The following is a 16,023-nucleotide window of genomic DNA, read 5'->3' as shown; positions in this document are numbered from 1 at the left end:
TCCGGAGCTCCGCATGTCACTCGCTCGCCGTACGTCCCTGCTGGCCGCCTTGCTGGCGATCGTTTTCTCCGCTTCGGCGCACGAGAACCAGCTGCTGATCGCCCCGGTGAAGGGTTACACGCTCGACGCCGCCGGCAAGTTGCAGCGCTTCGATGCCCTGCTGGTCGAGGATGGCAAGGTGGTCGCGACCGGCGACGCGGCGCGCGCGCAAGCGCATGGCGATACGCAGCGCATCGATGGCGGCGGCCGGGTGATGTTGCCTGGACTGATCGACGCGCATGGCCATGTGATGGGCCTCGGCCAGATGGCGAGCCAGGCCGACCTGACGACGGCGAAGTCGTTGGATGAGGCGCTGGCAATCGCGAAGAAACACGCGGAGGCCAGCGGCGCCGATTGGGTGCGTGGCCGCGGCTGGAACCAGGTGGTCTGGAAACTCGGTCGTTTCCCGACCGCGAAGGAACTCGATACTGCCATTTCCGATCGCCCGGCCTGGCTCGAACGCGTGGACGGCCATGCCGGTTGGGCGAACAGCTTGGCGCTGCAGCGTGCCGGCATCACGCACGAGACGCCCGATCCGGTCGGCGGTCGCATCGAACGCGATGCCAAAGGCGATGCCACCGGCCTGCTCGTCGATGCCGCAATGCTGCTCGTCGAAAAGTCCATTCCGGCGCCGGACGAAGACGAGCGCATCGATACGCTCGATGCCGCGCTCGATGCGATGGCCAGTGTCGGGCTGACCGGCGTACACGATGCCGGTATCGACGAGCCGACCTATCGCATCTATCAGCGCTATGCGCAGCAGGGGCGCCTGACCGCGCGCATCTACGCGATGATTGGCGGCACCGACAAGGATTTCGACGCGATCGCCGCCGACGGTCCATTGGAAGGCGGCGGCCATGCCGACGAGATGCTGGGCGTGCGCAGCATCAAGCTCTATTCCGATGGCGCGCTCGGCAGCCGCGGCGCGGCGCTGCTGGCGCCGTATTCGGACGACCCGAAGAACAGCGGCCTGTTGTTCTCCACGCAGGCTCAGATGGTGGCGATGATCGAGAAGGCCTTCGCGAAGGGCTACCAAGTCAACGTGCACGCCATCGGCGATCGCGGCAATCGCGTCGTGCTCGACAGCTTCGCCGAGGCCTTCAAGAAATATCCGGAAGCGAAGGCGCGACGCAACCGCATCGAACACGCGCAGGTCGTCGCAGTCGAGGATATCCCGCGTTTCGTCGAATTGGGCCTGATCGCATCGATGCAGCCCACGCACGCCACATCCGACATGAACATGGCCGAGGATCGCGTCGGCGCCGAACGCCTGCGCGGCGCGTATGCGTGGCGCACCTTCCTCAAGCAAGGCACCGTAGTCGCAGGCGGTTCCGATTTCCCGGTCGAATCGCCCAATCCGTTCTTTGGTCTGTACTCGGCCGTGACGCGCCAGGACCACGACGGCAAACCGCCGGGCGGCTGGCATCCGGAGCAGGCATTGACGCGCGAAGAAGCGCTGCGCGCCTTCACGCTCGATGCCGCGTATGCCGCCGGGCAGGAGAAGGATCTCGGCACGCTGGAGCCGGGCAAGCAGGCCGACTTCATCCTGATCGACCGCGACTACTTCGCCGTCGATCCGTCGCAGATCTGGTCCACCCAGGTGCTGGAGACGTGGGTGGGTGGGAGGAAGGTTTACGAACGGGAAGAGGCGAGCGGGGAGTAACGGCCAACAGCGCCGCTATTCGAGGTACTCCAGTTCGACGGATTCACCCGCCGCCAAGTCGGCAAGACGTTCGTTGGAAACCCTGAACTCCAAGTAGGAAATCTCGGTTCCGCTGACCGGGCGATCCTGGTCCGCATCCAAAGGATGAGGATTGCTTACGTTAACCATTTTCCGCACACCAATGAACTGACGGATAGCGGGCGCATCGTCGATCGTCATTTGATCGTCGATCACCGCTTCTTCGCGGCCAATCTCTTGCGCCTTCTCGAGCGCCATCTGCGAAGACACCGCTTCCAATAACACGATGTTCTCGTGCACCAATGTTTCCGAACTTCTGCCGTCCGCACGACGAACCCCGATCAGAATGTGCGCCGCGTACCAAGTCATGGGCGTTCTCGTGAACTGCAGGGCAGGAGTGGTGGGCCCACCAGGACTCGAACCTGGAACCAAGGGATTATGAGTCCCGTGCTCTAACCATTGAGCTATAGGCCCGCGCTGTTCGCATTATCAGGCAATTCCCGCCGCATGCAAAAGAAAAGCCCCGCTTTCGCGGGGCTTCGTTTCTCACGCGATTCTTGCGACTGATTACTCGAGGTCGAGGAACGAGCGCAGCTGTTCCGAACGGCTCGGGTGACGCAGCTTGCGCAGGGCCTTGGCTTCGATCTGACGGATGCGCTCGCGGGTCACGTCGAACTGCTTGCCGACTTCTTCCAGCGTGTGGTCGGTGTTCATGTCGATGCCGAAGCGCATGCGCAGCACCTTGGCTTCGCGCGGCGTCAGGCCGGCGAGCACGTCGCTGACCGTTTCGCGCAGGCCGATGTTGGTCGCCGTTTCGATCGGCGACTCGACATTGGTGTCCTCGATGAAATCGCCGAGGTGCGAATCCTCGTCGTCGCCAATCGGCGTCTCCATCGAGATCGGTTCCTTGGCGATCTTGAGCACCTTGCGGATCTTGTCCTCGGGCATCTCCATCTTCTTCGCCAACTCTTCCGGGGTCGGTTCGCGACCCATTTCCTGCAGCATCTGGCGGGAAATGCGGTTGAGCTTGTTGATCGTCTCGATCATGTGCACCGGGATGCGGATGGTGCGCGCCTGGTCGGCGATCGAGCGGGTGATGGCCTGGCGGATCCACCAGGTGGCGTAGGTCGAGAACTTGTAGCCGCGGCGGTATTCGAACTTGTCGACCGCCTTCATCAGGCCGATGTTGCCTTCCTGGATCAGGTCGAGGAACTGCAGGCCGCGGTTGGTGTACTTCTTGGCGATCGAGATGACGAGGCGAAGGTTGGCCTCCACCATTTCCTTCTTCGCCTTGCGCGCCTTGGCTTCGCCGTAGGCGACCGCGCGGTTGATTTCCTTGATGTCGGTCAACGACAGGTGCAGGGTCTGCTCGACGCCGATAAGCTTTTCCTGCTCGGCGACGATCAGGTCCTTGAACTCGCGGATGCCCGACGACCACTTCTGCTTGCGGCGGATGACCTCGTCGGCCCAGCCGGTGTCGGTTTCGCTGCCCGGCCACGCCTTGATGAAATCCTTGCGCGGCATCTTGGCGTCGCGCGTGGCGATATCGAGCACGCGGCGCTCGTGTTCCTTGATCGAATTGACCACTTCGCGCAGCTTGCGCGTGAAAGCATCGACCTGGGCCAGCGGCAGCTTCAGGCGAAGGAACTCCTCCGCCATCTCGCTGCGCAGCTTCAGCGTCTTCTTGTCGGCCGGGCCCACCTTGGCGTGGCTCTTGTGGAACTTCGCCTGCAGGCCGCGCAGCGTATCCATGCGCCGCGCCACTTCGGCCGGATCCGGGCCGGTGTCCGGCGCGCTGTCGCTTTCGCCGTCGCCTTCTTCGGTTTCCTCGACTTCGATCTCGGCGTTCTCGTCGATCTCGGCCGGCATTTCTTCCGCCGCCTGCTCGAGATCGAGAAAACCGGTGATCACTTCGGACAAGCGCTTCTTGCCCTCGAGGAACTGGTCGTAGTCTTCGAGCAGCAACTGGGTGGACCAGGGGAAGCTGGCGAGCGAGGCATGCACCTGGTACAGGCCTTCCTCGATGCGCTTGGCGATGGCAATTTCGCCTTCGCGGGTGAGCAGTTCGACCGAACCCATCTCGCGCATGTACATGCGCACCGGATCGGTGGTGCGACCGCCTTCGGTGTCCAGCGCGGACAGGGCAGCGGCGGCTTCTTCGGCGGCGACGGTATCGTCTTCCGAACGCGCCGGCGCGCTATCGGCCATCAGCAGCGTTTCGGCGTCGGGCGCGACATCGTGCACTTCGATGCCCATGCCGTTGATCATGCCGATGATGTCTTCGATCTGTTCCGGATCGACGATGTCGTCGGGCAGGTGATCGTTGACTTCGGCGAAGGTCAGATAACCCTGCTCGAGGCCTTTGCTGATCAGCTGCTTGATTTCGGACTGTTGCGCAGGACGGTCGGTGGCCATGAAGTCTGCCAAGGGGAAAGGGATCGGAGGAACCGCGTATTATACACAGGGCGCAATTTTCAGCGCTATGTATATGTTAGACAAGGACTTTTTGTTAAGGGTCCAGAGGGTCGTCAGGACTGGAGCCGGAAGGTGACGGGGCCGTCGTTGACCAGGCTGATCCTCATATGGGCCCCGAAACGACCCGTTTCAACGCGCCCGGCCGGGCCGTGCGCCTGCCGGCAGAACTCGACGAGGCGCTCGAAGCCGCGCAGGCCTGCCTCCGGCGGTGCCGCCGTCGTGAAGCTGGGCCGCATGCCCTTGCGCGTATCGGCGGCCAGCGTGAACTGGCTGACCAGCAGCAGGCCGCCGCCGGTGTCGGTCAGCGAGAGGTTCATCTTGTCCTGCGCATCGGGGAAAACCCGATAGCCGAGCAGTCGTTCGCACATTCGGCGGATGCGCGCTTCATCGTCGTCGGGTTCGACCGCCACCAGGGCAAGCAGGCCGGCATCGATGCGGCCGACGCACTGCGCATCGACGAACACGGCTGCTTCGGTCACGCGTTGGATCAGGGCGATCATCGGCGATTCGTCGAGGGAGGGAGAGGCCTAGGAAAAAAGGCCCATGCTCCGGCCCCTGCCGGCAATTACACTGAGGTCATGGCTGTTTCGCAAATCCTTGGGCGGCTGATGTTCGCCGGCGCCGCGCTGGTCGGCTTCCTGCCCTTGCCCCTCGCCCGCTGGCTCGGCGCCGTCTCGGGTCGCCTGGCGCATGCGTTGGGCACGCGCGAGGCCAAGGTGGCGCGTCGCAATCTCGAGCTGATCGCGCCCGAACTCGATGCCCGGGCGCGCGAAGGCCTCGTCGGCGAGATCCTGCGCGCCACCGGCCGCAACCTGCTCGAAACCCTGCGCGTCTGGACGCACAAGCGCGGCGCCAACCTGCGGTTGGTTCGCGCCGTGCATGGCGTGGAACTGCTCGATCGCGCCCTCGCCGACGGCCGCGGCCTGATCGTATCGGCGCCGCACTACGGCAACTGGGAACTGCTGATCCAATACCTCGCTTCGCGCGCGCCCTTCAGTCTGGTCTACCGCGTGCCGGAAAAAGCCGCCGGGGACGTCTTCCTGCGGCTGGCCCGCGGCGGGCCGAACGTACGACTGGTGCCGGCCGAGACGAACGCGATGCGTCCGCTGTGGAAGGCGCTGAAAGAAGGCGGCATGGTCGGTATCACGCCGGACCAGCAACCGAAGTTCGGTGGCGGCGAGTTCGCGCCCTTCTTCGGCCGCCAGGCCCTGACCTTGAGCCTGATCCCCCGATTGGCCGAGCGCAGCGGCGCACCGGTGGTTTTCGCCTGGGCCGAACCGGTGCCGGGCGGTTTCGACATCCGTTTCGAGCAGGCCGATCCGCGCATCGCCGACCCCGACCTCGTGGTCGCGACGACGGCGATGAACGCGCAGGTGGAGGCCATTGCGCGGCGCGACTTGCGGCAATACCAATGGACGTATAAACGTTACTCGCGGCGCCCGCGCGGCTCCGGCGAAAAGAACCCCTACTATCCCGACTGCTACTGACGAGTTCCGCCGCATGAGCGACGCCAGCGACACGCCACCCGAGAGAGGATGGCGCGCTTTTCCCTCCGCCGCGCTGCGGCTGGCCGCGATCAACGGTTTCCTGCTCGGGCTACTGGTCGGCTCCGGCGCCAGCGCGGCCCTGGTGTTCCGGCAGGCTTCGCAACGATCGTTGGTCAATGTCGCGCTCGCGCTGTCGGGCCTGCTGTTGCTGGCCGCACTGCTGGGCTGGCTGAACCGGCGACGCTGGCAGGCGGCGGCCTGGAAGCTCGACGAAGCCGGGCTGCAGGTGCGGCGCGGCCGCTTGTGGCGAAAGGAGATACTGATTCCGCGCTCGCGCGTGCAGCATCTGGACATCGAACGCGGACCGATCGAACGACGCTTCGGCCTGGCGACGCTGACCGTGCACACGGCCGGTACGCGGCTGCAGGCGTTGCGTCAGCCCGGCCTGCGCGACGAAGACGCGGTCGCGCTGCGCGATGCGCTGATCCCCGCCTCGAATACGCGTGACGATGTCGTCTGAGCCCAGCGCCGCCGGGCAAGCGCCGGCGCCCGACCAGCGGCTGCACCCGCTGTCCTGGTTGTTCGTGCTGATCGGGCAACTCAAGCAATTCGCCCTGCCCCTGATCGTGCTGCTGTTCACCGGTCGACGCAGCGATTCGGATCTCTACGCATTGATCGGCGTCGGCGTGCTGGTGCTGATTTCGATCGCGCAGTACTTCACCTATCGCTATCGCATCGACAGCGAAGGCGTGACGATCCGCAGCGGCGTGTTCCAGCGCAACCTGCGCCACATCCCCTTCGCGCGCATCCAGAACGTCAGCCTGCACCAGAGCCTGCTGCATCGCTTCTTCGGGGTCGCCGAAGTCCGGCTGGAATCGGCCGGGGCGGCCAAACCCGAAGGCCAGATGCGCGTGCTGCGCCTGGACCAGGCGCACGAGTTCGAGCGATTGATCCGGCAACGCAGCGCCGCCGCGGCCGACGGCGCGGCGATGCCGACGGCCCATGCGGCGACCACACTACTGCAACTGCCGACGAGCGAAGTGATCCGGCTCGGCCTGATCGACAACCGCGGCATGCTGGTGGTCGGCGGCGGTTTCGCCCTGCTGGCGCAGGCCGGCGACAACCTCGTCGGCAAACTGTTCGAATCGCTGTTCCGCTGGTTCACCGGCCAGGCCGAGACCTGGCATCTCGGCATGATCTCGATCGCCGCCGCCGTGCTGTTCCTGCTGCTGTGCGTCGTGGTGCTGCTGCGTTTGTTGTCGGTACTGCTGGCCTTGCTGCAGTTCCATGGTTTCCGCCTGGAAGAAGAAGACGGCCGCCTGCGCGTCGAACGCGGACTATTGACGCGCTGGCGCGGCAGCGCACCGCGCCGCCGCATCCAGGCCTTCCATCTGCGCGAAGGAATGCTGCATCGCTGGTTCGGACGACAGAGCCTGCGCGTGGATACCGCGGTGGGCGCGGCGGTCGACAAGAACGCAAGCCTGCGCGACCTGGTGCCGATCGCGGAACCGGCGCGCCTGGATGTGATCGTGGACGGGCTGCTGCCCGCGCAGGCCTGGCCGGTGCGCGACTGGCAACAATTGCATGCGCGCGCCTGGTGGCGGCAGTTCGCGCCGGCCGCGATCGTCTGCCTGCTCGCCACGGGTTTCTTGTGTTTTTTCCGCGGCCCCTGGGCCCTGCTGGTTCTCGCGCTGCTGCCTTTGCTGTTGCTGCGCGCGAAGCTGTGGGCCAAACATTCGGCCTATAGCGTCGGCAACGGCCTGATCGCTTTCCGCAGCGGTTGGCTGGACCGGAACTGGCGCTTCGCCGAAATCGACAAGCTGCAGGCGGTCGAATGGATGCAATCGCCCTTCGACCGCCGCCATGGCATGGCCAGCCTGCGTTTCGACACCATCGGGGCCAATCCGTTTTCGCCGGCGCTGCGCCTGCCCTATCTACCGGAGGCGCAGGCGCGCGAGATCTACCGCCGAATCTCCGAGCGACTGCGCTGAGTCATTCGTTCCAGAATTGCGGCGTCAGCAGCACGAGCAAGGTGAAGACTTCCAGACGGCCGAGGACCATCGCGAAACTGCAGACCCAGACAGAGAAATCATTGAGGTCGGCAAAGTGAATCGCGACGCCGCCCAGACCCACGCCGCCGTTGTTCAGGCAGGCGGCAACGGCCGATAGGGCCGTGACCAGGTCGACGCCGGCGGCCGTCAGCAGCAGGCTCATCGCGAGAAAGCTGAGCAGATAAAGCGTGCAGAAGCCCGCGACGGAGATCACGACGCTCTCCGATACGCGACGCCCGCCGACCTTCACCACGAACTGGCCCTTCGGATGCACGAGCTGCTTGATCTCGCGCAGGCCCTGGCGCACGACCATCTGCAGGCGCGCCACCTTCATGCCGCCGGACGTCGAGCCGGCGCAGCCGCCGACGAACCCGAGCAACAGCAACAACAACGGCGCCATTCCCGGCCATTCCGAATAACCGGTGGTGACGAAGCCCGTCGTCGTCAACGACGACACGGCCTGGAACGCGGCATGACGCAGGGATTCTCCCGGCGATCCGAACGTGCCGCCGATCAGCAGGCTGAAGAACAGCAGCCCGGTCGCGACCAGCGCGATCATCAGGAAAGTGAACAGCTCCGCGTCGCTCTGATAATGGCTGACCGTCGCACGCCGCCAGGCGTACCAATGCATGCCGAAATTGATGCCGCCCAGCAACATGAAGACGGTGGCGATGCCTTCGATCAGCGGGCTGTCCCAGTAGCCGAAACTGGCGTCGTGGGTGGAGAAGCCGCCAGTGGCGGTCGTCGACATCGCATGGCAGATGGCGTCGAACAGACTCATGCCGCCAACCCAGTAGGCGATCGCGCACAGCACGCTGAGGCCAACATAGACCATCCACAACGCGCGCGCCGTCTCGGCGATGCGAGGCGTCAGCTTGTTGTCCTTCTGCGGGCCGTTGCTCTCGGCGCGGAACAGCTGCATGCCGCCGATCTTCAGCATCGGCAGCACCGCCACGGCCAGGATGACGATGCCGATGCCGCCGAGGTAGTTCAGCGATTGCCGATAGAACAAGACGCTGCGCGGCAGGTCGTCGAGCTTGGCGATCACCGTGCCGCCGGTCGTGGTCAGGCCCGACACGGCTTCGAACACCGCGTCGGTGTAACTGAGGTAGGGATCGGTGAGCGTGAACGGGATGGCGCTGACGAAGCTCGCCAACACCCAGATCGCCGAGGTGATCAGAAAGCCGTCGCGCAGGCGCAGTTCGTAGTGCACATGGCGCACCGGCCACCAGAGGAACAGGCCGGCGAGGCTGGTCAGCAGGAAGCTGTCGAGGAACGCAACCTTGCTTGACTCGTCTAACGCCAGCGCGATCAACAGCGGCGGCAGGGAAACGAGCGAGCACAGCGCCACGATGGCGCCGAAGATGCGCTGCATGGCCTGCAGGCGAAGGCTCATCACGGCCAGGCGGCTTCCGGCTGGAACAGCAGGTTCACCCGCGAAAGCTGCTTCTTGTCCATGACGAACAGGATGACATGGTCGCCGGATTCGATGACCAAGTCGTGGTGCGCGATCAGCAGTTGCTCGCCGCGCACGATGCCGCCGATGGTCGTCGCCTCCGGCAGGTCGAGCTCCTCCAGCGAACGGCCGATCACGCGCGAGGTGCGGCGGTCGCCTCTCACGACCGCTTCGATCGCCTCGGCAGCGCCGCGACGCAGCGAATAGACGCGCGCATGCGCGCCTTCGCGGATATGCGCCAACAGCGCGCTGAGGGTCACCTGTTGCGGGCTGACGGCGATGTCGATGCTGCCGCCTTCGACCAGCTCGGCGTAGGCCGGCCGGTTGATCAGGGCCAGTACGCGCGGACAGCCCAGGCGCTTGGCCAGCATCGCCGACAGGATGTTCGCCTCGTCGTCGTTGGTCAGCGCCATGTAGACGTCTGTCTGGTCGATGTTTTCTTCGCGCAGCAGATCTTCGTCGGCGCAGTCGCCGACCAGAACGATCGAATTCAGCAGTTCTTCGGCGATGCTACGCGCGCGATCGCGCGAGCGTTCGAGCACCTTCACCTGGTAGCGCTTCTCCAGGTTGCGGGCGAGCTTGCGGCCGATGTTGCCGCCGCCGGCGATCAGCAGCCGGCGCGTCGGTCGATTGTCGAGCCGGCGCAGCTCGCTCATGACCAGGGTGATGTTGCGCGCATCCGCCAGGAAGAAGACCTCGTCGTCTTCCTGGATGGTCGTGCTGCCCTCCGGCTTCACCGCGCGGCCGTTGCGGAAGATCGCCGCCACGCGCGCATCGACGTGCGCCGGCAGATGCTGGCGCAGCTCGCGGATCTCGTGCCCGACCAGGGCGCCGCCGCGCACCGCGCGCACCGCGACCAGCTGGGCCCGACCATCGGCGAATTCGAGCACCTGCAACGATCCGGGGTATTCGATCAGCCGCTCGATATGGCGGCAGACCAGCTGCTCGGGACTGATCGCGGCGTTCACCGACTGGGCCACGCTCAGGTATTCGGATTCGCGCAGGCGGGCGACCCGGGTGGGGGTGCCGAAGCGCTGCTCGGCGACCTGGCAGGCGACCAGGTTGACCTCGTCGCTGGACGTCACGGCGACCAGCAAGCCGGTCTCCTCGGCGCCGGCCTGGGCCAACACGCTGGGCAGGGAGGCATGGCCGATGATCGTGCGGATGTCGAGCTTCTCGGCCAGCTCGCGCAGGCGCTGGTGGTCCGTATCGACGACCGTGATGTCGTTGTTCTCCGACGCCAGCGCCGCCGCGACCGATGACCCGACTTGGCCCGCGCCCAGGATCAGGATTTTCATGCGTCCCCTGCGCGTCTTCGCGCCGCCATTCAGCGTTCGCATCATAGCCGAGCCGGCCGGTCGGCAGGTCGGCGGGATCGGCCCGCCTGGCGCCTTTCGCCCCCGCTTGCCGCCCGTTTGCGCAACGTTCATCCTGAGCGCCGCGACACCCCCTCCAATACGGCTCCCAGCCTGACCGCACCCACGACCATGGTTTCGCCCCCGCTCCCGGTCACCGGTGCCGTCATCGCTTTCAACGAAGCCGACAGGATCGTGCGCTGCGTCTCCTCGCTCGCGTCGGTCTGCAAGGAGGTGGTGATGATCGATTCCGGTTCTACCGATGCGACCGTCGCGCTGGCGCGCGATGCCGGCGCACGGGTCGAGTATTCGGCCTGGGAAGGGTTCGGGCGGCAGAAGAACAAGGCCATCGAACAAGCGTCGCAATCCTGGGTTTTGATGATCGATGCCGACGAATGGCTAGACCCCTGCACGGAGAAGAGCCTGCGCAAGCTTTTCGACTCCGGCGAGGTCGAGCGCGCCGACATCTGGCGCCTCTGGCGGCGCACGCATTTCCTGGGCAAGGTCCTGCGTTTCGGCTGGGGCGATGAACGCGTCGGCCGTCTGTTCCGGCAACAGTTGCGTTATCAGCCGCTGGAAGTGCACGAACGCATGGACATGGCTTCCTACCGGGTCGGCCTGGTCTCTGCGCGGATCGAACACGACACCGCGCGCTCGGAAAGCGAATACCGCTCGAAGCTCGCGCGCTATGCCGACCTGTGGGCCGCGCAGAAGCGATTGAAAGGCCGGCGCGCGCACCGCGGCGATCGCTGGCTGCATGCCGCCTACTACTGGTTCAAGAACATGTTGCTGCGTGGCGGACTGCTCGACGGCCCCAAGGGCTGGCTGTTCCACGCATGCCACACGCAATACGTCTTCCGCAAATACACCCTGCTGGAACGCTCCGCACGCCAGGCCGCCTAGCTCGCGTACAGCGAGCGTTGGCTTTCGACCCCCGATACTCGATCCACTGCCTTTCGCTTCCGGCGAAACGCAGGTCAGGGCCGTTCCCCCGACGGCTTTTCTCCAGGCCCCCGCCATGACCCCAGCTGCAACCGTTTCCGTCGTCGTCACCAACTACAACTACCGCAACTTTGTCGTCGAAGCCGTCGAAAGCGCACTGGCGCAAACGCGGCCGGCGCAGCGCATCATCGTCGTCGACGACGGCTCCACCGACGGCTCCGCCGCGCTGCTCCGTCAGCGCTATGCCGACGACCCGCGCGTGCTGCTGATGTTCGGCCAGAACGGCGGCCAGCTCGCGGCCTTCCAGCGCGGCGTCGCGGCGGCCGAAGGCGACGTCGTCTGCTTCCTCGACGCCGACGACCGCTGGGCTCCCGACTACCTGGAGAAGGTCGGCGCGTTGTTCGACGCGCGTCCGGACGTCGATTTCGTCTTCAGCGACATCGTGCTGTTCGGCGGCGAGGAAGGCCGCATCGAATTCGCCGAACAGAGCGTCGACCTCGGTTTCACCATCGTCAGCACCTACATGACGGCGCACTGGTACGGCGCGCCGACCTCGGCCCTGAGCCTGCGAACGCCCTGGGCCCGTCGCACGCTGGCGCTGCCGGAAGAAATGCGGCCGACATGGCGCATCTCGGCCGACAATTGCCTGGTGTTCGGCGCCAGCATCCTCGGCGCGCACAAGTACTACGAACCGACCGGCAGCGTGCATTACCGCGTGCACGGCGCCAACGGCTGGTGGGGCAAGCAGACGCCGACCAACAAGTTCCTCAACCGCGTGCGCTCGCTCGGCCTGATCCAGCACTACGCGCGCAGCATCGGCCTGGACGAACGCTGCGTGGACCTGACCAAAGCCGAATTCCTCAGCAAGCCCTACCCGACCTGGGAGGAGGCCAAGCGTTACGCGCGCCTGGTCATGAAACGGCGTGCTTCGTGGTTGAAGAACACCGGCCGCGCCGCCGCTATACTGGGCCGCGCCTGGCGTTCGCAACCGCGATCGAGCGGGTGACACCCACCGCATCCCGGCGAACATGCGCAGCAGCCTGCTGATCACCACCTACAACCGGCCCGACGCACTCGCCCTCGTACTCGACAGCGCCGCGCGGCAGAGCCGCCTGCCGGACGAAGTCATCGTCGCCGACGATGGTTCCGGCGATGCGACCCGCGACATGCTCCGGGAAAAGGCCCGCGACTATCCGGTGCCGCTGCGCCACGCCTGGCACGAGGACCGTGGTTTCCGAGCCGCGCGCATCCGCAATCTCGCCATCGCCGCGTCGTCCGGCGACTACCTGCTGATCCTCGACGGCGACATGGTGCTGCACCGGCACTACGTGGCGGACCATCTCGCCGCCGCCCGTCGCGGCCGCTTCATCCAGGGCATGCGCGTGCTGAGCACGCCGGAAGGCGCCGACGCGATGCTGCGCGCGCGGCGCATCGACACCGGGTTCTTCGATCCCGGCCTGGAGCGCCGACGCCATACGCTTCGCATACCGCCGCTGTCGGCCTTGATCGCGCGACTCAACGAAGGCCAGCGCCAGGGCGGCATCAAGACCTGCAACCAGGGCTGGTGGCGCGAGGACCTGCTCGCGCTGAACGGTTTCGACGAGCGCTACGAGGGTTGGGGGCGTGAAGACAACGACCTGGCGGCGCGCGCCTACCACGCCGGACTGAAACGGCGTTCGCTGCGCTTCGCCGGCCTGGCGGTGCACCTGTTCCATCCCGAGCGCGCCCGCGACGGCATCAGCGCCAACGACAAGCTGTTGGCGGAAACCTTCGCTTCGAAACGAACGCGCTGCGAGCTCGGGCTGGATACGCATCTCGCGCATTACCGCGAACAGCCGCTACCCGATCTGCGCGTCGCCTGATCGGGCGGCAACGCCGCTTCCACCCAATCGCCCGACGCGGCGGTCGAGCCAGTCGACGACGGCTTCTTGCGCGGCGGTCGGCGCCAGCTCCAGGCTTTGCACGCAGGCGAAGGCGTAGCGCGCATCGGCGTCGGCAGCGGCCAGCTTGCGCCGCAGCCGCGGCAACCATTGCTCGCTCGGCTTGAGCTGCACCGTGCGCAATCCGTTGTCGAGCCGCGCGCGCCCGGCCGCGAACTCCAGATGCGCGGCCAGGCATTCGGTCTTGAACTGGTGCGGCGAACGCAGGCGGAACGACAGGTTGTGCGCGAGGCGATCCGGATGCCGGGCGAAGTAGCCCTCCAGCGTCGAGCGCCGCATCGGGAACGGGTTGTGGTACATGCGCAGGTACTCGCGCGTGTAGCCCGCCAGCCGCGCGCTCTCTTCCTGCGCGGCGAGGTTGCGCACGCGCGCCGCCGACGAAGCGGCCGGATCGCGGCCGAGCCAGCGGCGCAGGCCGACCACGACGCGGCGCAGGGGACGATGCGCCGACTGCGGGCGCCAGTCGCCGCGCACGAGCATCGTTTCGCCATCGAAGAAATCCTGCGGCCGCACCGGCTGGATCAGGGCGAAATCGTCGTTGAAGTAGAGGAAGCGCTCTGCCAGACCGGGAATGCGCCAGAGCGCGGTGATGATCGCGCGGCTATTGAAGGTCGGCAGATGCTGTTCGTGACCGGCGAATATCTCGCGATGATCGACCATGCGCAGGCGATCGGCGAAAGGCGTGCCGGCGAATCTCCGCACCAGTTTCGGCACCTGGCGATCGCTGACGATGTGGATGCGGCGGATCCATGGGGCATAGCGCAGGATGGAGGCGATGCAATATTCGAGTTCGCCGGCATCGTTGAAGCGCGTCGGGTCCGCGGCGGCCGGCCTCGGGCCCCCGATCTGTTCGAGATGGGCGCGAAGGCGTTCGGCATGCGCCGGATCGCTGCCGTCGACCCAGGTGATCACTGCGTCGATCGGCGCATCGCTCATGGACAGGTCGTCGCCAGCGCATCGCGGCCGGCCAGCCACCAGGTACGCCGGTTGGCGACGCCGACGCGTTGCGCATGCGCGGCATCGAGCCGGACGCACTCGCCGGGCTTGTCCTCCTGCACCAGCAACACACGCGTGGCCGGCAATTCGCGCAGCCAGGCTTCGGCCCGCTTCAGTTGCAGCTCGCGCGGCGCGCGGAAACCGAATTCCGTCGTCGGTCCGACCGCCTGCAGCAGGTTCTGCTCCTTCCAGTCGACCAGACCGATCGTGCGGTCGGGGCCGGCCAACGCGCGTGCCCGCGCCATCAGCGCGCTCGAGGAGCTGCTTGGATCCAGTGCCGGATGCGCAACGAGTCCGTAGCCGCTCCAGACCGCCACCAGCGCAATGGCGACGGCGATCGCGCCGCGCGCAGGCCGCAGGACCAGCGCGGAAAGCACCGAGACCCCGCCGACGACGGCGAGCATCATCCACAACCGGCGCGCCTCGCCGCCGAGATCGCGTTCTTCGGCGAGCTTGCGCGCGAACGAAGGATCGGACAGCAGCGCACTGGCGCCGAGACCGAGCAGCAACGCGCCCAACAAAAGCGCGAAGCCCCACAGGCACCAGCGGAACCCGCGCCGCTGCGTCAACGCCGGCAGGAACGGCGCCGCCGCCAGCGCGAACGCCGGCAGGGCCGGGAGGATGTACATGTCGCGCTTGCCGGCGCTGGCACTGAAGAAGGCCAGCACCAGCAGGCCCCAGGCCAGCGGCAGCCAGACGCGTGCATCGCGCGCCGATAGCGCGTTCTTCCAATCGCGCCAGAGCCACAGGAAGGCCAGCGAGAAAGGCGCCCAGAACAATCCGACGATTTCGAGGAAATACCAGGCCGGTTCGTAGTGGTGCCAAGGATCGACGTAGCGCTCCGCCGTCTGCTTGAACAGCAGGTTCTGCACGTAGGCCTGGTGTTCCGGATTGTCGCCGCTCAACGCAACCGACAGCATCGGCACCAGCCACAATCCGATCGCCGCGAAGAACGCGACTACGCCCAGGCTCCAGCGCCCGATGTTGCCTGGGCCGAGTTCGGCGATGCCCTGCCAACGCCAGTAGCGCATCGCCGCATAAGGCAGCAGGGCGAGCAAGGGAAGGAAGCCGACGCCCTTCAGGATCACGCCGATGCCAGCAGCGAAACAGCCGGCCCAGAACCAGCGCCAGTGCGGTCCGAGCAACAGGTGCCGGCACAGGCCGTAGAACGCCAGCGTCGTGAACAGCACGAGCGTCGGGTCGATCTGCGCACGCTTGAACTGATAGACGAACTGCAGCGCGCTGAGCACGGCGATCGCGGCCCAAAGCCCCGCCGCCGGATTCCACAGCCGCTTCGCCAGGTCGCGCACCAGCCACAGCACGCCCATGCCCGACAACAAGGATGGCAGCAGGAAACTCCAGCGCCAGCTGCCGGTGAGCTTGAAGCACAGCGCCAGCAACCAGAAGTAGACCGGTGGTTTGTCCGGATACAGCTCGCTGCCGCGATGCGGGAACAGCCAGTCGCCGCTTTCCACCATCTGCTTGGCGACGAGCACGAAGCGCGGTTCGTCGGCCGGCCAGGGATCGCGCAAGCCGAAGCCGACCGCAAGTATCCAGAACGCGATGAGGAAGAACCAGATGGCCTGACGACGCTCGCTCAT

14 protein-coding genes and 1 tRNA gene are annotated in these 16,023 nt (G+C 66.1%); 7 read left to right on the top strand and 8 right to left on the bottom strand.

The genetic code is table 11. The annotated features are described in order from the left end of the window. Positions 1 to 13 precede the first annotated feature (13 nt). A complete protein-coding gene (locus QM707_RS15025; RefSeq protein ID WP_415002689.1) occupies positions 14 to 1,702 on the top strand; it encodes an amidohydrolase in 1,689 nt (562 codons plus the stop codon). A 15-nt stretch (positions 1,703 to 1,717) separates the two neighbouring features. Here QM707_RS15025 and QM707_RS15020 read toward each other — a convergent pair whose 3' ends face one another. From QM707_RS15020 to dtd, 4 genes are all read right to left on the bottom strand, one after another. Further along, entirely contained in the window at positions 1,718 to 2,089 is a 372-nt protein-coding gene (locus tag QM707_RS15020; protein ID WP_415002688.1) for a DUF4288 domain-containing protein, read from the bottom strand. Positions 2,090 to 2,118: 29 nt separating this feature from the next. Further along, positions 2,119 to 2,194, bottom strand: a tRNA-Ile gene (locus QM707_RS15015). Positions 2,195 to 2,287: 93 nt separating this feature from the next. Next, entirely contained in the window at positions 2,288 to 4,135 is a 1,848-nt protein-coding gene (gene rpoD / locus QM707_RS15010) for an RNA polymerase sigma factor RpoD (protein ID WP_415002687.1), read from the bottom strand. A gap of 113 nt (positions 4,136 to 4,248) precedes the next feature. Continuing rightward, complete coding sequence (gene dtd, locus QM707_RS15005; RefSeq protein WP_415002686.1) at positions 4,249 to 4,695, bottom strand: D-aminoacyl-tRNA deacylase; 447 nt, start codon at positions 4,693 to 4,695, stop codon at positions 4,249 to 4,251. A gap of 78 nt (positions 4,696 to 4,773) precedes the next feature. Between dtd and QM707_RS15000 the strand changes: the two genes are divergently transcribed. The 3 genes from QM707_RS15000 to QM707_RS14990 are packed head-to-tail and all read left to right on the top strand — an operon-like array spanning position 4,774 to position 7,673. Beyond that, positions 4,774 to 5,682, top strand: coding sequence for a lipid A biosynthesis lauroyl acyltransferase (locus QM707_RS15000; RefSeq protein ID WP_415002685.1), 909 nt, complete (start codon positions 4,774 to 4,776; stop codon positions 5,680 to 5,682). A gap of 13 nt (positions 5,683 to 5,695) precedes the next feature. After that, positions 5,696 to 6,202: a PH domain-containing protein gene (locus QM707_RS14995; protein WP_415002684.1), complete on the top strand. Its 507-nt coding sequence runs from the start codon at positions 5,696 to 5,698 to the stop codon at positions 6,200 to 6,202. Continuing rightward, the gene (locus tag QM707_RS14990) at positions 6,192 to 7,673 is read left to right on the top strand and encodes a PH domain-containing protein (protein WP_415002683.1); all 1,482 of its coding nucleotides are present in this window, start codon (positions 6,192 to 6,194) and stop codon (positions 7,671 to 7,673) included. Before QM707_RS14995 ends, QM707_RS14990 begins: the two co-directional genes overlap by 11 nt. Before the next feature lies 1 nt (position 7,674). On the opposite strand, the gene QM707_RS14985 is transcribed toward QM707_RS14990, so the two are convergent. Together QM707_RS14985 and trkA are read right to left on the bottom strand one after the other, a co-directional pair. Further along, positions 7,675 to 9,129 (bottom strand): TrkH family potassium uptake protein, encoded by a 1,455-nt coding sequence (locus QM707_RS14985; protein WP_415002682.1) that lies wholly within the window; start codon positions 9,127 to 9,129, stop codon positions 7,675 to 7,677. Beyond that, complete coding sequence (gene trkA, locus QM707_RS14980) at positions 9,129 to 10,487, bottom strand: Trk system potassium transporter TrkA (protein ID WP_415002681.1); 1,359 nt, start codon at positions 10,485 to 10,487, stop codon at positions 9,129 to 9,131. The genes QM707_RS14985 and trkA overlap by 1 nt, the downstream gene beginning before the upstream one ends. A gap of 189 nt (positions 10,488 to 10,676) precedes the next feature. Here trkA and QM707_RS14975 point away from each other — a divergent pair, with 189 nt between their 5' ends. The 3 genes from QM707_RS14975 to QM707_RS14965 all read left to right on the top strand — a co-directional run bounded on the left by QM707_RS14975 (position 10,677) and on the right by QM707_RS14965 (position 13,348). Continuing rightward, positions 10,677 to 11,447: a glycosyltransferase family 2 protein gene (locus QM707_RS14975; protein WP_415002680.1), complete on the top strand. Its 771-nt coding sequence runs from the start codon at positions 10,677 to 10,679 to the stop codon at positions 11,445 to 11,447. A 115-nt stretch (positions 11,448 to 11,562) separates the two neighbouring features. Next, on the top strand, positions 11,563 to 12,492 hold the full coding sequence (locus QM707_RS14970) for a glycosyltransferase family 2 protein (RefSeq protein ID WP_415002679.1): 930 nt from the start codon (positions 11,563 to 11,565) through the stop codon (positions 12,490 to 12,492). A 22-nt stretch (positions 12,493 to 12,514) separates the two neighbouring features. Then, complete coding sequence (locus QM707_RS14965; RefSeq protein ID WP_415002678.1) at positions 12,515 to 13,348, top strand: glycosyltransferase family 2 protein; 834 nt, start codon at positions 12,515 to 12,517, stop codon at positions 13,346 to 13,348. Here QM707_RS14965 and QM707_RS14960 read toward each other — a convergent pair. Then, positions 13,325 to 14,362 (bottom strand): stealth family protein, encoded by a 1,038-nt coding sequence (locus QM707_RS14960; RefSeq protein WP_415002677.1) that lies wholly within the window; start codon positions 14,360 to 14,362, stop codon positions 13,325 to 13,327. The genes QM707_RS14965 and QM707_RS14960 overlap by 24 nt on opposite strands. Beyond that, complete coding sequence (locus tag QM707_RS14955; protein ID WP_415002676.1) at positions 14,359 to 16,023, bottom strand: ArnT family glycosyltransferase; 1,665 nt, start codon at positions 16,021 to 16,023, stop codon at positions 14,359 to 14,361. The genes QM707_RS14960 and QM707_RS14955 overlap by 4 nt, the downstream gene beginning before the upstream one ends.

This window comes from Arenimonas sp. (assembly GCF_047602345.1).
Lineage (GTDB): Bacteria > Pseudomonadota > Gammaproteobacteria > Xanthomonadales > Xanthomonadaceae > Arenimonas.
Note: the sequence above shows the minus strand (reverse complement) of the source record. Positions and strands in the feature narration are given on the sequence as shown.

Bases quoted from the DNA above. Each gene is read 5' to 3' on its own strand.
- QM707_RS15025 (WP_415002689.1), top strand. From the start codon at position 14: ATGTCACTCGCTCGCCGTACGTCCCTGCTGGCCGCCTTGCTGGCGATC.
- QM707_RS15020 (WP_415002688.1), bottom strand. From the start codon at position 2,089: ATGACTTGGTACGCGGCGCACATTCTGATCGGGGTTCGTCGTGCGGAC.
- rpoD (WP_415002687.1), bottom strand. From the start codon at position 4,135: ATGGCCACCGACCGTCCTGCGCAACAGTCCGAAATCAAGCAGCTGATC.
- dtd (WP_415002686.1), bottom strand. From the start codon at position 4,695: ATGATCGCCCTGATCCAACGCGTGACCGAAGCAGCCGTGTTCGTCGAT.
- QM707_RS15000 (WP_415002685.1), top strand. From the start codon at position 4,774: ATGGCTGTTTCGCAAATCCTTGGGCGGCTGATGTTCGCCGGCGCCGCG.
- QM707_RS14995 (WP_415002684.1), top strand. From the start codon at position 5,696: ATGAGCGACGCCAGCGACACGCCACCCGAGAGAGGATGGCGCGCTTTT.
- QM707_RS14990 (WP_415002683.1), top strand. From the start codon at position 6,192: ATGTCGTCTGAGCCCAGCGCCGCCGGGCAAGCGCCGGCGCCCGACCAG.
- QM707_RS14985 (WP_415002682.1), bottom strand. From the start codon at position 9,129: ATGAGCCTTCGCCTGCAGGCCATGCAGCGCATCTTCGGCGCCATCGTG.
- trkA (WP_415002681.1), bottom strand. From the start codon at position 10,487: ATGAAAATCCTGATCCTGGGCGCGGGCCAAGTCGGGTCATCGGTCGCG.
- QM707_RS14975 (WP_415002680.1), top strand. From the start codon at position 10,677: ATGGTTTCGCCCCCGCTCCCGGTCACCGGTGCCGTCATCGCTTTCAAC.
- QM707_RS14970 (WP_415002679.1), top strand. From the start codon at position 11,563: ATGACCCCAGCTGCAACCGTTTCCGTCGTCGTCACCAACTACAACTAC.
- QM707_RS14965 (WP_415002678.1), top strand. From the start codon at position 12,515: ATGCGCAGCAGCCTGCTGATCACCACCTACAACCGGCCCGACGCACTC.
- QM707_RS14960 (WP_415002677.1), bottom strand. From the start codon at position 14,362: ATGAGCGATGCGCCGATCGACGCAGTGATCACCTGGGTCGACGGCAGC.
- QM707_RS14955 (WP_415002676.1), bottom strand. From the start codon at position 16,023: ATGAGCGAGCGTCGTCAGGCCATCTGGTTCTTCCTCATCGCGTTCTGG.